This window comes from Blattabacterium sp. (Periplaneta americana) str. BPLAN (assembly GCF_000093165.1).
GTDB lineage: Bacteria > Bacteroidota > Bacteroidia > Flavobacteriales > Blattabacteriaceae > Blattabacterium.
The window spans coordinates 256,802-273,295 of the sequence record NC_013418.2 but is presented as its reverse complement, the minus strand read 5'-3'; the positions used below and the strand labels follow the sequence as shown (position 1 = coordinate 273,295).

Below are 16,494 nucleotides of genomic sequence, written 5' to 3'. Positions count from 1 at the left end.
TTAATTAATAATCTGTAAAATCTCGTTGACAATATCGTTCGTTGCTTTAGGTCTTCCTAATTTTAAAATATTCCTACTCATTTTTTTTTTTCTGCTACAATCATTAAGTAGTTCTATAGTAGAATTCACTAATTTTTTCTCTACTTCCTCATTTTTAATGATCAAAGCAGCCTCTTTATCCGCTAAAATTTTAGCATTTTTATTTTGATGGTCATCTGAGGACCAAGGAAAAGGAATTAAAATATAAGGTTTTCCTATTAAACATATTTCTGATATAGTTAAAGCTCCAGCTCTAGATACAATGATATCTGCTGCTGCATAACATATCGGAAGATTTTCAATAAATTCCATTAAAAGGAAATTATGGTGATGAGAAATCCTATTTTTCTTTATATTATGAATATCTGCTTTTCCTATTTGCCAAATAAGTTGTATATCTAGATGAATCAGTTTTTTTAACCCTTTCATCCAAGCTTTATTAATACTATTGGATCCTTGACTTCCCCCTATAGATAAAATAATAGGTCTATTCACTTTCAATCCTAAATGAATACAAGCCTGATCTCTACTGGGTAATTCTTGTAAGATTCCGGATCTAACGGGATTCCCCGTAATTATAGTTTTTCCTTTTGGAAAATATTTTTTAGCTTCTTCATAAGCAATACATATTTTTTTAGCATAACGAGAAAATATTCTATTGGTAAATCCAGGAAAAGAATTCTGTTCTTGAAGTAGAATAGGAATTTTCTTTTTTTCTGCAGCATATAAAGTTGGAAAACTAACGTATCCTCCTGTTCCAATAACTATATCAGGAGAAAATTTTTCTAAAATCTTCTTTACTAAAAAAAAACTATATATCAGTTCCATAGATAAAAAAAATCCTGCTATAGAAAACAATTTATCTTTTCCTCCTGAAATACAAATTCCTTCAATTGGATATCCAAATTTCGGGATTTCTTGCATTTCCATGTGCTTTCTGGATCCAATAAATAAAATATTAACTTCTGGAATCTGGTTTCTCAATTCATCTGCTATAGCTATACCTGGATAAATATGCCCTCCAGTGCCTCCACTACCAATAATTATTCTAGGTGAAATATTTTTCATGAGAAATTCCTTTTTTCCATGTAACAAGGAGTATCATATATGATTCTGCTAACACTTAATATGATTCCAAAACTAAAAAAAGTCACCCACATAGAAGTTCCTCCAGCGCTAATTAATGGTAAAGTTTGTCCTGTCACAGGAAATAACCCAACAGCTATTCCCATATTAATGAGTGCTTGATTAATAATAGGAAAACCGACAGAAAGAACCAACAAAGAACAAAAATAATTTTGTATTTTCGTGGAAATAACCATAATTCTCAGCAAAATAAGAATATAAATAAACAAAAGTAAAATTCCTCCAATAGATCCATATTCTTCTATAATAATTGCATAAATAAAGTCTGAAGAAGATTGTGGAAGAAAAGCTTTCAGAACACTTTTTCCAGGTCCACGACCAAACTTATTTCCTAAAACAATAGCTGTTTTAGATTGTTTCATTTGATAACTTTCTTCAGAATCATGATCCAAAAAATTTTCTATACGACTTTTCCATGTATAAACTCTATTCATGGGATTTTTATCTCCCCATTTGATTACAGAATAAATGTATATTCCTGCTGCTATGATTCCCATCAATAAAATCCCTATAACTCCAGTAAATGGATATCCTCCTATAAAAAGAATAATTAAAACTGAAATAAAAACAAGAACCGCGGTAGAACCATTAGCGGGAAATATAAGTCCAATAATCAAAAATATGGGAAAAATCAAGGGGAAAAAAGAGTGGATCAAGTTCATGCGTTCTTTCTTTTTTTGAGCTAAATATCTAGCACAGTAAATAAACAAAACTAATCCAGCAATACTGGAAGTTTGAAAAGATATATTAATAATAGGGATATATAACCAACGAGAAGCATTAACTCCATCTAGTTCTTTTCCCTGAATAATTGTGAAAATAAGTAAAATCGAGACTATAGGGATTGAAAGGATAGACATACGATAAAAATATTTATAGTCTATAAACTGAGTAAAAAAAAGAATACAAAACCCCACTAACAAAAAAAGGGCATGTTTGAATAAATAACCGAATACGGTATTCGTTTCTCCATAGGTAGTAACTAAATTAGTACTCGCTGAGTATACAGGTAAAAAAGAAAATAGAGCTAATAAAGTAATGAAAGCCCATAAATATTTATCTCCTTTTAAATATCTCAAAATATCTATTTTTTTCATATTCATAGAAAAGTTTTCTGACTTCTTGTTTAAATCTAAGACCTCTTTCCTTATAATTTTGGAAAAGATCAAAGCTAGAACATGCAGGAGATAACAAAATGTTATCTCCATGAATAGATAAAATGTAAGCCATACGAACAGCCTTTTTAAGGCTGTTCGTTTCAAAAATAATATCAATGACATCTTGAAAAAAACTTATAAATTTTTTATTATTTTTTCCTAAAAAAATTATGGCTTTTACTTTTTCTTTAACCAAGGGGAGGATCTCTCTATAATCATTCCCTTTATCCTTTCCTCCTGCAATCCATATTGTAGGAGCTTTCATGCTTTTTAATGCATAAAAAACAGCATTCACATTAGTGGCTTTAGAATCATTAATAAATTGAACCCCATTAATATTTAGTACTTTTTCCATCCGATGTTCTATAGATTTCAATCCTAATATAGGATGGATCATAGATGTCTTTCGAACATTTAATGTTACGGAAACGAGTACTGAAGCCAATATATTATAGAGATTATGATCTCCTTTTAAAGGAATTTTGTCTACATGTAAAAGACATCTTTCTTGATTAAATTTATTCCGAAAAAATATCTTATTCTCTTTGAGATAAGCGCCTACGCATAATTCTTCCTGAATAGAAAAAGGAATACAATTGGACAAAATGGGATATTTTTTAAATCCTTTTCTGATGAGAGGATCATCATGATTATAAATAAAAATATCCTCCTTATTTTGCTGAGTAGAAATTCTAAATTTAGAAGATATGTAACTTTCAATATCATTATGATATCTATCTAAATGGTCCCTTGTGATGTTTAATAAAACGGCTATATTTGAACGAAAATTGTAGCAATCATCCAGTTGAAAACTACTCACTTCTAATACATAAACATCTTTTTTTTTTAAAACCTCTCGTGAAAAACTACGACCTATATTTCCTGCTATCTCTACATGAAATCCTTCTTTTTGAAGGATTTTATAAACGATGTAACTGGTGGTTGTTTTTCCATTACTTCCTGTAATGGAAATAATATAGGAGTTTTTCAGATAACTTTTTCCGAATTCTAATTCAGAAACCATGGGAATATTCAAAAAATTAATTTTCTTTATTAATGGATCTTGTCTAGAAATTCCAGGGCTTTTTATCACTTTAATAGCATTTTGAAAGATGATACTTTCTGTATGCCCTTTTTCCTCAAAATGGATTCTATTTTTTGATAAAATTTTCTTGTATTTATTTTGAATAATTCCAGAATCAGATACAAAAATTTTTAAACCCATTTTCTTAGCTAATAAAGCTGCTCCTACTCCGCTTTCTCCTCCACCCAATACCACTATTAAATTTTTATTCTTTTCCATAATAGGATTATTAATTATAGAATTAACAAAATCAAGACGACCATAGAAAGCATCATTTGTATGATAAAAAAACGATTGACGATCTTACTTTCATGATAACCTATTTTTTGAAAATGATGGTGTAAAGGAGCCATCAAAAAAATCCTTTTTCCTATTCCATATTTTTTTTTAGAGAATCTAAAATAAAAAACTTGTACTATTACAGAAATATTTTCTATAAAAAAAATGCCACATAGAATGGGTAGGATTAATTCTTTTCTAGTTATAATAGCTAAGGTGGCTATTATTCCCCCTATAGTTAAACTTCCGGTATCTCCCATAAAAATTTGTGCTGGATAGCTATTAAACCATAGAAACCCAATTAAGGATCCTAAAAAAGAAAAAGAGAATATCACAATCTCTCCTATGTAAGGAATATAGATAAAGTGAAAATAAGAGGAGAAAATTTTATTACTAGAAATTAAAGAGAATAAAGACAAGGTTCCCAAAATGATAGAAGAAACTCCAGCTGTTAAACCATCAATTCCATCTGTGAGATTAGCGCCATTGGACAATGAAGTAATAAAAAAAATGACGATAGGAATAAAAATGATCCAGGTATATTTTTTCCATTTCTCATTATGCAAACATAAAATGTCAGCGTAATCAAATTCATTTCTGATAATAGGAAAGGTCGTTTTAAAACCATGTTTTTTTTCTACTGCTACGGAATAAGGTGGTTTTACACATAAATTTTTGCACGAAATGGTCGTGATATTCTTATGAAAATACATTGTACTTCCGATAAAAATACCTAAGATTATTTGACCTAATATTTTCAAAATGGCACTAAGTCCATGTTTATTATATTTGATTTTGATGTAATCATCGATAAATCCAAGCCCACCCATCCATAAGGTAGTGATTATAAGAATAATTACATATATATTACTCAATATAGAAAAAAAAATCGTAGGAATTAATGTAGAAACTATAATAATAATTCCTCCCATTGTTGGAGTTCCTTCTTTCTCTTTTTGTCCAGTAAGTCCAAGATCTCGGATCTGTTCTCCTATCCTGTTTTTTTTTTGATTCCAGAAGATAATTACTTTATAAAAAAACAAGGCTATACAAATAGATAAAATGAAAGAGACTCCAGCTCTGAAAAATAACGGAAAAGAAGAACTCGTCTTATTTAAAAACACCATATTATCATACATCTAAGAAAATTCAGAAAATAAGGTTTTAGCAATTTCCATATCGTCAAAAGGATAACGTTTTCCTTGAATTTCTTGATAATTTTCGTGTCCTTTTCCTGCTATGACAATAATATCTTTTTCTCTAGCCATTTGAATGGCTGTTCGAATAGCTTCTTTTCTGTTAACGATAGTTAAAATATCCTCTTTATCTTTATTTAGATAGGATCTAAAATTCTTCATATCTATTAATATTTTTTCTGGATCCTCTTCTCTAGGATTATCTGAGGTAAAAATAGATAAATCACATGTTTCATAAACTATTTTTCCCATTAAAGAACGTTTCTCTTTATCTCTATTTCCTCCACAACCTATTATGCAAATTAATCTTTCCTCCTGTTTTTTTATTTCCTGAATAGCTTTTAAAAGGTTCTTAATTCCATCTGGATTGTGGGCGTAATCCACAATTATCCGAATTCCTGAATAGGATATAAATTGTTCAAAACGTCCTTTTATAGGTGGAATAGTATTTATTTTTTGCAAGATTTCCTCTTTTTTTTTCCCCAATAATATAGCTGTAGCGTAGCAAGCCAAAAGATTGGAAACATTAAATTCTCCAATTAAAAAGGTGAAAAATTTGTGTCCATCAATTAGCAATTGGTTTCCATGGATATTTTTTTTCATAATTTTTATCCTGTAATCTGTTTTTTTTTTCAACCCATAAAAATAAATTTTAGCCAAAACATTTTTTATGATTTCATGTGAATTTGGATCATCAGAATTAATTAAGGCAAAAGCATTTTTAGGCAAAAAATTTTCAAAAAAAGATTTTTTAGTTGATAGATAATTTTCAAAAGATTTATGATAATCTAAATGATCATGGGTAATATTAGTCAATACCCCCCCTGTAAATAATAACCCTGCAATTCTTTTTTGATGAATTCCATGTGAACTCACTTCCATAAATGCATATTTACATCCTTTTTGGATTGATAAATTTAAATATTTATTAATATCAACAATACTTGGGGTAGTATGTTTGGTAGGAAATTCCTGAGATAGAATTTTAATCCCCATGGTAGAAATAAGAATACTTTTTTCTCCCATTTTATAAAATAAATGGTGAAGTATGGTGGCTACAGATGTTTTTCCATTCGTTCCTGTAATGCCTACTAATTTTATTTTTTTTGTAGGATGATCATAAAAATTAGAAGAAATAGTTCCTAAAGCATCCATCGAATTTTTTACAATTACATAGGTGATATTTTTATGAAGGAGAACAGGTTTTTTTTCACAAACTACAGTGTTAGCTCCTTTTTGTATAGCCTCCGTAATAAATTGATGTCCATCTGTTTTTTTTCCTTTTTTAGCAAAAAATATCGTATCTATTTCTACCAATTGAGAACATATAGAAATCCCTTTTATCCATTTTTGAGGATTTCCTATAATTTCTAATACATGTACTTTTTTTAGAAGATATTTTAATATTTTTTTCATTCTTCTAGTTTCAGAAATATAATTTGATTTTTTTTCAACTTATTCCCTGGTTTTACGGATTGAGTAATAACTTTTCCTATCCCTTGATATTGTATATTTAAACCTCTATTTTCCAAAATAGGAATAATGTCTTTTCCAGGAACAGAAATAATATTGGGCATAATCCCTTTATCAAAAAAATAGTTGAAAGAATAGTTGGTGGATTCTTTAATTTTTTTAATCCAATCAATATCCATTTTTTTTTTATAAAGTGTTTTCTTTCCTATTCTTGGATAGATAGATCTAGCTATTTTATCAAACACAGGAACTGCTACTTCTATTCCGTAATATCCTTTTTCTGGTCTTGAAATGACTACAATACAAGAAAATTTTGGATTATTAGCAGGAAAATATCCTACAAAAGAACTGTTGTAAGATAAAGGTTTTCCTTTTATCCAATAATCTAACTGTGTAGTTCCTGTTTTTCCTGCATAAGGATATTCTGGATGATAATATTTTTTTGCGGTTCCATTTTTTACGACTCCTTCTAACATATTCTGAATTTTTTTTAGAGATTCTTTTGCAGCTATAGAAGGATTCATCACAATAGGAGTTGTATATTTTTTGATACTTCTTCCATGGAATTTCATTTCTCTAATGAAAATAGGTTTAATCATTTTTCCTTGGTTGGCAATAGCGTTATAAAAAATGAGAATTTGTAAAGGAGTTAGTTTTATATTATATCCAAAAGTCATCCATGGCAACGTAATACTACTCCAATTTTTTTTTCCAGGTTTTGGGATGAATGGCTGGCTTTCACCTGGAATGTCTATCCCTATTTTTTTATCTAATTTCCATTTGCACAAGTGTTCTATGAATTTTTTTGGATTTTCTTTGTAATTCTCATAAATAATTTTTGCTATTCCTACGTTTGAAGAAAGTTCCAAAATCTGTTTTGGATTCATTTCTCCATATCCTTTGTAATGACTATCGCGGATTTTTTTTCCTCTCAATTTAAGAACTCCACCTTTAGTATTCACAATCATGTCTATGTCTATTTTTTTGTCTTCTAAAGCTGCAAGAATAGCCATGGTCTTGAAAGTAGATCCAGGTTCACTTCCTTCCCATACAGAAAAATTTCTTAAATCTTCATAAGTATTTTTTTTTGTTTTTTCCAGATTGATCATAGCCAAAATTTCTCCACTTTTAACCTCCATGAGGATGACACATCCGTGATCTGCATGAGAAATGGATAATTCTTGAAGTAGGGCATGATAAGCTATATCTTGTAAATAGATATCGATAGTAGAATAGACATCTTTTCCATCTTCTGGATCAATTTCATTTCCTGAATTTAAGGGTTTCCATATTTTAGAGCTGATACGTTGTTCTAATCGTTTTCCATCTTTTCCTTTAAGAAACTTACTATAGGCTCCTTCTAATCCAGCTTTTCCTCTATGATCATCGTATCCTAATGTTCTTTTTCCAATATTCTCTAATGTATGAACTCTGCATGTTTTCTTTTCTACGATAAAACCTCCTTTTATTTGTCCTTTATTAAAAATGGGAAAATTTCGTAATGCTTTTAAATGAGGATAATCTAAATTTTTTGCTAATAAAAAATATCTATTTCCCTTTTTTTTTTCGTACTGGAACTTTTTATAAAAAAAAGATCTTGGTTTTTTGAACAAAGACTCCAAAGAATTGCACAAAAAAGAAATATTTTCTTGAAATAATTTATCTGAAATAGATCTAAAATCAATATGAATATCATACCTAATGATAGACATAGCTAAAAGACTGTTATCTGCAGCATAAATATTTCCACGTTTAGCTTTAATTAAATTAGTTCTAATTGTTTTTTCTATAACAGATTTTTGGTATCCTTCTGAATAATTTTGAATATGAAATAAATTAAAAATAATTAGTGCTGCAATAGAGATGAAAAAAAAACCAATCAAGTAAGATTTATATAATAAAATATATCTTTTTCGTTTCATCATTTTTTTCTTGTATCCATCTCTTTTTTTTCTTCTAAAATTAATTCGTATGGGGGTTCATCTAAATGTTTTAACCCATTAATATTTACTAGTCTATTTAAGACAGATGCTAATTGCATTTGCATATATTTACTGTGTATATCTGCATATTCAGATTTCAATTCCTTTATTTCTTCACTAATTTTCGTTATTTTTCTAATTTTTCTATCCATCATGTGTGAACTAGTAATGCTGATTAAAGATAGAATAGTAATAAAAACAATAAAATTCCAATTACGATATGCATCTTTTTTCACTAAAAATTTTCCTTTCAGGATGTCTTTGATAGAAAAATTGGTTTTCATTTGATGGATGATTTATTTTATAGTTTTTCTGCAATTCTTAATCGAGCACTTCTGGATCTTGGATTATTAATAATATCTTGATACCTTGGTTGAATAACTTTTTTATGGATCATTTTAAATGGAAGTATATTATTCATTTTTTTCTTATGAAAAACTCCTTTTTTAAAAAAATATTTTGTGATCCTATCTTCTATTGAATGATATGAAATAATGGCCATTCTACCTCCTGGTAGAATAATCGTAGAAGATTCTAGCAAAAAATTTTTTAAAACATTTATTTCATTATTGACTTCTATTCGTATAGATTGGAAAAGTCTAGAAAAAAATCTTTTTCTTTTTTTAAAAGATGTTTTTTTTCGAAAAAAAATCTTCACTAAATCCCATGTAGTGGTAATGGGTTTTCTTAAACGTTCTTCTAAGATTTTTTCAGCAATTATTATTGCATTTTTGAATTCTCCATATTTATAAAATATATGAAATAATTCCTCTTTCGAATATCGATTAATAATATCTATAGCAGAATGAGTGGATTCTTGATTCATTCTCATATCCAAAATACAATTCAACTGATGAGAAAAACCTCTAATGGGATTGTCTATTTGAGAAGAAGATAGGCCTAAATCTGCTAATACACCTGACACTTTTTCGATCCGAAGTTTTTTCAATATTGGTTTTAGGTGTATAAAATTCTTGTGAAATAAATGAAGACGTCTATCTCGTATAGGATTATTTTTTATGGCTTCTTTGTCCTGATCAAAAGCTATTAAAGATGCATTTTCATTTAATTTTTTTAGAATAGCAGAAGAATGTCCTCCACCACCAAATGTTACATCTACATAAATTCCATTTCTGTCCGTCACCAAATTATCTATACTTTCTTTTAAAAGAACTGGTTCATGGTAATAATTCATTTTTTTTTCTTTGATTTGAATAGATCTTTTTTTCCCATAGAAAACGAAATTATGTTTTATCCCTATATGTTGCACATATGATTCTTAGAAATATTTAATTTTTACAAAAAAATTTTTTATTCAAAATGAAATTTAATTTAATAAAAACTGATCTTTTTTCTAAAGCAAGAGCAGGCATATTGGAAACAGATCATGGAAAAATGGAAACCCCTATTTTTATGCCAGTAGCTTCAAAAGGAAGTATAAAATCTATTCCAACACATGAACTATATGATGTAGGATCAAAGATTATCCTTGGAAATACTTATCATTTGTATTTTCGTCCTGGAATAGAAGTATTGCATCATGCAGGAGGACTTCACTCGTTTATGAATTGGAAAGAGTCTATATTAACAGATAGTGGAGGGTTTCAAGTTTATTCTATGAGAAAATCTAATAAAATAACCGAAAATGGAGTCTTATTTAAGTCTCTGATAAATGGTTCTTCCCATTTTTTTTCTCCGGAAAAATCTATGGAAATTCAACGTTTTATAGGCGGTGATATGATTATGGCTTTTGATGATTTCCCTCCTTATCCCTGTAGTTATAAAGAGGCAAAATATTCTCTAGAAAAAACACATCTTTGGTTAAGAAGATGTTATTCTTATTTAAAAGAAAATCCAGAAAAATATGATTATAAGCAAAGTTTTTTTCCTATTGTTCAGGGAAGTATTTATCCAGATTTAAGAAGATTTTCTGCAGAAAAGATAGCCTTATTGGAAGCTGAAGGAAATGCTATAGGTGGATTAAGTTTAGGAGAAACTAAAGAACAAACACAATCTATTACTGATATAGTCACGGATATTTTGCCTAAAGAAAAACCTAGATATTTAATGGGAGTAGGAAATCCTGTAGATATTTTAGAAGGAATAGCACTTGGGATTGACATGTTCGATTGCGTCCTTCCTACACGAAATGGACGTCATGGAATGTTATTTACCTGGAAAGGGATTATGAATATCAAAAATAAAAAGTGGGAAAAAGATTTTTCCTGTTTAGATGAATATGGAAATTCTTATGTAGATCGATCCTATAGCAAATCTTATGTAAGACATCTTTTTTTTTCTAAAGAAAATTTAGCAAAACAAATTGCTTCTTTACACAACCTTTCTTTTTACTTAAATCTCATTAAAAAAGCTAGAACCCATCTTCTACAAGAAACTTTCTATTCTTGGAAGAAATCAGTAATTCCTTTATTACAAGAACGTTTATAAAATGAAAATACTAGACCGTTATATCATTCGTAATATTCTTGTTACCTTTATATTTATTACGATTCTATTACAGATCATCTCTGTTATTATAGATCTTTCTCAAAGAATGCATAGATTGGAAAACAATCAAGGATCCATTAAAGATGCTTTAATATATTATTATCCCTTTTGGTCCATATGGTTAGCCTATACATTTTCCCCGATTTCCGTTTTTTTATCAATTATTTTTTTTACATCTAGATTAAATAAACATTCAGAAATAAATGCTATTCTAGCAAGTGGAATTAGTTTTAAAAGGATAACGATCCCTTATTTAATTTCAGCTTCCCTTATAGGAATGGGAGCCTTAATAATTAATTATTCTTTTTTACCCCTAGCTAATAAAATGAAAAACAAATTTCATTACCAATATCTATTAAGTTCCAGATACAAGAATAAATACGAAAATAATCAGACCATAAGTACCCAAATTTCAAATAATGAATATTTATTTATTCGAAATTTTTCCAGAAAGAAGAATATAGGACAAGATTGTATCTATCAAAAGTTCAATGGAAATAAATTGATATATCTTCTGAAAGCTAAAAATATATTTTGGTACAAAAAACATCGTATATATATCCTCTCTAATTATAGTGAAACCTATCTAAATAAGAATAAGGATATTTTTTTCAAAGGGGTTCATAAGATTCAAAATTTTTCTATGACTCCGGAAGAACTTTTACCAGAAGAATATATAGCAGAAACAATGACCATTTCTGAATTGAGAAAATTTATTGATAGAGAAAAAAAGAGAGGAAATAGTAACATAAATACGCACTTAAATGAATATTATCAAAGAACAAGCTATCCTTTTTCTAATTTTATATTGACTCTTTTAGGATTATCTATCTCATCAAAAAAAGGGGAACCCGCTCATAATTTCATCATGGGGATAATATTGGCATTTATATATATCTTTTGTACAGAAATATCCAAAGTATACTCTACAAAAGATTATATTCCTTCTTATTTATCTGTTTGGCTCCCAAATGGGATTTTCGGAATGATTACATTTTTTCTTTATTGGAATAGAAATCGGAATTAAATTAATTCATTTCAAATCCTGCTATATATACTTGACCATTTTGTTTAATGGATTTTATTGTCACATCTCCGGAGTATTTTTTTAAAACACGGTCTACATCACTAGGGTTTCTCATTTTTTCTCCATTAATAGATAAAATAATGTCTCCTTCTTCCATTCCTATAGCACTCAATCTACCTGTTCGGATTTCTTGGATTCTAATTCCATAATCAATTCCAAAATCTTTTTTATACTCTTTTCCAAGAGGCGAAAAAGTGGCACCTAGTAATTCTGATGGAGTGATTTCCTCTTTTTTTCTAATTTTTGTTCTTCCTTGTGAATCTTTTAAAGTAACATTAAAAAATTTCATTTTTCCGTTTCGGATAATCTTCACTTTTACTTTTTCTCCCGGATATTTTGTTCCTACAATAACAGATAAGTCTGCCACATTTTGAATGGGTTTTCCATCTATACTTTTAATAATGTCACCTTTTTTAAGACCTGCATCATAAGCTCCACTTCTTTCAAAAACTTCTCCGATTAAAAAACCCTGTTGTGGTTTTATATTTTGATGCATTTCATGATTATAAGCTTTCAAATATTCTGCTTTAGAAAGATCCATTCCTCTAACTCCTAAATAGGCTCGTTGTACGGTTCCATATTTTTGGATGTCCTGGATGACTTTTGCCACTAAATTAGAAGGAGCAGCAAAACTATACCCTATAAAATTTCCTGAATTGGAAGAGATGGCCGTATTAATTCCAATTAACTCTCCATTTGTGTTTACTAAGGCTCCTCCACTATTTCCCGGATTAACAGCTGCATCTGTTTGAAAAAAAGATTCTATAGCTGCTTGCGTTTCTCCTCTCAATATGCCTAGACTTCTATTTTTAGCACTTATAATGCCTGCGGTCACAGTGGAGTTCAAATCAAAAGGATTTCCAATTGCTAAAACCCATTCTCCTACTTGTACTTTATTAGAATCCGAAAAATAAATAAAAGGTAAATTTTTTTCATTGATTTTTAATAAGGCTATATCCGTACTTGTATCTGTTCCAATTAGTTTTGCCCTATAAGTTCTTTGATCACTAAGAGTCACTTCTATTTTATCTGCATCTTTTATAACATGATTATTAGTAACAATGTATCCATCAGGAGATACTAAAACTCCAGATCCATGAAGTCCTGGAATATCATTTTTTTGAGGAATTTTTCCTCTTCCTCCAAAATCATCAGGAAATCCGAAAAAAAAGTCAAATGGATCAAAATGTAATTTGTTGCTATATTTTTTAGAATAATTTTTGATATTGACTACCGCATGAATGGTTTTTTCTACAACTCTGGTAAAATCTGGTAATCCAGAAGAACTAACCAATGAGGATGGATTAGAAGAGGAGAGTTTTGTTTTTTCGAACGAGTTTCCATACGACGGAAATAGAAGGGCTTCTTCTTTAGCATATTTCTTGTATGCTGCAATAGTCATTACTGAACTAAGAAGACTACTGGCAATAATATAAATAACTATTTTCTTCATGTTTAGTTAAACTATTCCTATACAAATATATATAGTAAAAAGTAAACTTTATTCAAAAAATAATGCTAAATTCGTCTTATTTTTTTTTTGTATGTATGAAAATGGATTTTTTTAAGTACCAGGGAACAGGAAATGATTTCATTATACTAGATAATCGGAAAAAAAGAATCCCGGAAGAGGACCATACTCTCTTTACAAGATTATGTGATAGACATTTTGGAATTGGAGCAGATGGAATTATTTTGATTAAAAATGATCCTTCCCGCGATTTTTACATGAAATATTATAATTCTGATGGAAAAGAAAGTACTATGTGTGGAAATGGAGGACGTTGTGCTATTGCCTTTTCAAAAAAACTAGGAATTCCAAAAGAAAATAAAATCTATTTTAGAGCTATAGATGGAGATCATTGTGGAATTATTCAGGAAAGGGGGTTAATTTCTTTGAAATTCATTGATATAGAAATAAATATGATAAAAATATCCAAAAAATACGTTTTTTTGAATACTGGATCTCCACATCATGTTCTTTTCGTGAATAACATAAAAGAAATAGACGTTTGCAAACAGGGAAGAAAAATTAGATTTCATAAATCCTATTCTTCTAAAGGAGGAGTAAATGTAAATTTTGTAGAAATATCTGGAAAAAATACACTTCAAGTACGCACTTATGAACGAGGTGTTGAAAATGAAACTTTATCCTGTGGGACAGGAATTACGGCTTCTGTTCTTGCTGCATATGAAACGGGAAGGATATCTACCAATAAGGAAAAAAAGGTGTTAATCTCCACCTTAGGAGGAAAATTATGGGTATCATTTGAAAAAAAACATAATCAATATAAAGAAATATATTTAACTGGTTCTGTTCAGTTTATATTTGAAGGATGGGTCCATATTTAATGGAAAAAAATCATGAAAAATAAAAATCATTATTCAATAAACGAGGATTCTATAAAATTTCTTGGAAAATATTTAAATAGTTTTTCCCCAACAGGATACGAAAGTGAAGGACAAGAAATATGGAAAAATTATATTAATCCTTATGTAGAAAAAATAGAAACGGATTTATATGGGACAGTTGTAGGGATCCTAAATCCTAATAATTCTCCATACAAATTAATTATTGAAGCTCATGCAGATGAAATTTCTTGGTATGTAAATCATATAACAGAAGATGGAATTATCTATGTTTCCCGTAATGGAGGATCAGATCCTCAAATAGCTCCATCAAAAAGAGTGGTGATCCATACAGAAAAAGGGTTAGTCCATGGAGTATTTGGTTGGCCTGCTATTCATACAAGAAAATCTTCAGAAGAGAAAACTCCTAATGTGGATAATATCTTTGTAGATATTGGAGCTTTTGATAGAAAAGAAGTAGAGAGAATGGGGGTTCATGTAGGTTGTGTCATTACTTATCCTGATGAGTTTTTGATTATGAATCATAACTATTTTGTATGCAGATCATTAGATAATAAAATAGGAGGATTTATAATTGCAGAAGTAGTAAAAAAAATAAGAGAATGTGGCAAAAATTTAAAATTTGGATTATATGTGGTGAATTCTGTTCAGGAAGAAGTAGGATTAAGAGGGGCTAAAATGATTTCTCAGGCTATAAAACCTCATATGGCTATCGTCACTGATGTCACCCATGATACTTCTACCCCTATGATGGATAAAAAAACACAAGGAGATATTAAATGTGGTTTAGGTCCTGTTGTTGTATATGCTCCTTCTATACAGAAAAATATTAGAGAATTTATTTTTAATACTGCTACAAATAGAAAAATTCCTTTTCAACGTTTAGTTTCATCTAGATATACCGGAACAGATACGGATGCTTTTGCCTATTCTAATAAAGGAGTATTGTCTGCTTTGATATCTATTCCTCTTAAATATATGCATACTACAGTAGAAATGGTTCATAAAAAAGATGTAGAACAAGCTGTTCAATTAATTTTTGAAACTTTAAAAGGGATTAATTCTTCCAAATTGTTTATCGATTGAATCTAAAATGTATAATATCTCCATCTTGAACAAGATAATTTTTTCCTACCAAAAGTCTTTTTCCAGCTTTTTTTGCTTCTTTTTCTGATCCATATTTTATAAAATCTTTATAATGAATGACTTCTGCACATATAAATCCTTTTTTCAAATCTGTATGGATGACAGAAGAAGCTTGATAAGCGGTCCAATGATTAGGAATAGACCAAGCACGTATTTCTTCTTTTCCTACTGTAAAAAAACTTTGTAAGTTTAATAATTTATAAGCATCTAAGATGAGCTTATTAATTCCTGATTGATAAAAAATACTTTTTTGTTTTTTTTGATTCTTAGATTCGTTTTTTAACGACAAAACTACCAGAGGAGATTTTTCTTTTTCCACCATTTTTTTTATATTTTTTAGATAGAGAGGATTATTGGAATCTTTTTCATCTATATTGCATACATAAAGAACAGGTTTAATGGTTAATAAATGTAAATCTTTTATGTACTTTTTTTCATTTTCTTTTAGTGGATACCTTCTTATATTTTTTCCTTTTTTTAGATGATCAATTATTTTTTTTAGTGTTTCTATAAAACATTTATGATTATTTTTTGGTTTTTTATTAATTTTATTTAATTTATTTTCTAGAGTTTCTAGATCTTTAAACTGTAATTCTATATCAATAATTTCTTTATCCCTAATAGGATTGATGGATCCTTCTACGTGAAGAACTTTAAGATCTCTGAAACAACGTATCATATGAATAATAACATTTGTTTCACGAATATGAGATAGGAATTTATTTCCTAATCCGTCTCCTTTATGTGAACCTTTAATTAATCCAGCAATATCCACTATTTGTATCTTTGATGGAACTATTTTCATAGTGTTAATGAATGTTTTTAATTCATACAATCTTTTATCTGGAACGTTTGTGATTCCATAATTAGGTTCTATAGTACAAAAAGGGAAGTTTTCTGATAAAACTTGAGAATTGGAAATAAGGTTAAATAGAGTGGATTTTCCTATATTTGGAAGACCAATAATTCCACATTTCATTGTATATTGATTTTTTTCAAAAATTAAAAATTTTTATTCTAGGTTTTT

14 protein-coding genes are annotated in these 16,494 nt (G+C 28.9%); 4 read left to right on the top strand and 10 right to left on the bottom strand.

The window, feature by feature from the left end; genetic code table 11:
* From murG to rsmH, 8 genes are read right to left on the bottom strand one after another with little or no spacing between them, the layout of a single operon-like run.
* Entirely contained in the window at positions 1-1,107 is a 1,107-nt protein-coding gene (gene murG / locus BPLAN_RS01285; RefSeq protein ID WP_012821411.1) for an undecaprenyldiphospho-muramoylpentapeptide beta-N-acetylglucosaminyltransferase, read from the bottom strand.
* The gene (locus tag BPLAN_RS01280; protein ID WP_238523123.1) at positions 1,104-2,282 is read right to left on the bottom strand and encodes an FtsW/RodA/SpoVE family cell cycle protein; all 1,179 of its coding nucleotides are present in this window, start codon (positions 2,280-2,282) and stop codon (positions 1,104-1,106) included. Before BPLAN_RS01280 ends, murG begins: the two co-directional genes overlap by 4 nt.
* Positions 2,242-3,645, bottom strand: a complete 1,404-nt coding sequence (gene murD, locus BPLAN_RS01275) for a UDP-N-acetylmuramoyl-L-alanine--D-glutamate ligase (protein WP_012821409.1) — start codon at positions 3,643-3,645, stop codon at positions 2,242-2,244. Before murD ends, BPLAN_RS01280 begins: the two co-directional genes overlap by 41 nt.
* A 14-nt stretch (positions 3,646-3,659) precedes the next feature.
* Positions 3,660-4,844 carry a phospho-N-acetylmuramoyl-pentapeptide-transferase gene (gene mraY, locus BPLAN_RS01270; protein WP_012821408.1) on the bottom strand — a complete coding sequence of 395 codons (1,185 nt, stop codon included), beginning with the start codon at positions 4,842-4,844 and terminating at the stop codon, positions 3,660-3,662.
* Complete coding sequence (locus tag BPLAN_RS01265) at positions 4,845-6,317, bottom strand: UDP-N-acetylmuramoyl-L-alanyl-D-glutamate--2,6-diaminopimelate ligase (protein WP_012821407.1); 1,473 nt, start codon at positions 6,315-6,317, stop codon at positions 4,845-4,847.
* A complete protein-coding gene (locus tag BPLAN_RS01260) occupies positions 6,314-8,299 on the bottom strand; it encodes a penicillin-binding protein (RefSeq protein ID WP_012821406.1) in 1,986 nt (661 codons plus the stop codon). Before BPLAN_RS01260 ends, BPLAN_RS01265 begins: the two co-directional genes overlap by 4 nt.
* Positions 8,296-8,640, bottom strand: coding sequence for an FtsL-like putative cell division protein (locus tag BPLAN_RS01255; RefSeq protein WP_012821405.1), 345 nt, complete (start codon positions 8,638-8,640; stop codon positions 8,296-8,298). Before BPLAN_RS01255 ends, BPLAN_RS01260 begins: the two co-directional genes overlap by 4 nt.
* 17 nt (positions 8,641-8,657) lie before the next feature.
* Positions 8,658-9,551, bottom strand: coding sequence for a 16S rRNA (cytosine(1402)-N(4))-methyltransferase RsmH (gene rsmH / locus BPLAN_RS01250; RefSeq protein ID WP_012821404.1), 894 nt, complete (start codon positions 9,549-9,551; stop codon positions 8,658-8,660).
* Between the two features lie 125 nt (positions 9,552-9,676).
* On the opposite strand from rsmH, the gene tgt reads away from it, so the two are divergent.
* The gene (gene tgt / locus BPLAN_RS01245) at positions 9,677-10,804 is read left to right on the top strand and encodes a tRNA guanosine(34) transglycosylase Tgt (RefSeq protein WP_012821403.1); all 1,128 of its coding nucleotides are present in this window, start codon (positions 9,677-9,679) and stop codon (positions 10,802-10,804) included.
* 1 nt (position 10,805) lies between these two features.
* Positions 10,806-11,891 carry an LptF/LptG family permease gene (locus BPLAN_RS01240; RefSeq protein ID WP_012821402.1) on the top strand — a complete coding sequence of 362 codons (1,086 nt, stop codon included), beginning with the start codon at positions 10,806-10,808 and terminating at the stop codon, positions 11,889-11,891.
* Position 11,892: 1 nt separating this feature from the next.
* Here the strand turns inward: BPLAN_RS01240 and BPLAN_RS01235 are convergent, their stop codons facing one another.
* The gene (locus BPLAN_RS01235; protein ID WP_012821401.1) at positions 11,893-13,404 is read right to left on the bottom strand and encodes a Do family serine endopeptidase; all 1,512 of its coding nucleotides are present in this window, start codon (positions 13,402-13,404) and stop codon (positions 11,893-11,895) included.
* Positions 13,405-13,499: 95 nt separating this feature from the next.
* Between BPLAN_RS01235 and dapF the strand changes: the two genes are divergently transcribed.
* Complete coding sequence (gene dapF, locus BPLAN_RS01230; protein ID WP_012821400.1) at positions 13,500-14,303, top strand: diaminopimelate epimerase; 804 nt, start codon at positions 13,500-13,502, stop codon at positions 14,301-14,303.
* Between the two features lie 12 nt (positions 14,304-14,315).
* Entirely contained in the window at positions 14,316-15,407 is a 1,092-nt protein-coding gene (locus BPLAN_RS01225) for a M42 family metallopeptidase (protein WP_012821399.1), read from the top strand.
* On the opposite strand, the gene ychF is transcribed toward BPLAN_RS01225, so the two are convergent.
* Positions 15,397-16,446, bottom strand: coding sequence for a redox-regulated ATPase YchF (gene ychF, locus BPLAN_RS01220; RefSeq protein ID WP_012821398.1), 1,050 nt, complete (start codon positions 16,444-16,446; stop codon positions 15,397-15,399). The two genes, BPLAN_RS01225 and ychF, sit on opposite strands and share 11 nt — an antisense overlap.
* Positions 16,447-16,494 lie beyond the last annotated feature (48 nt).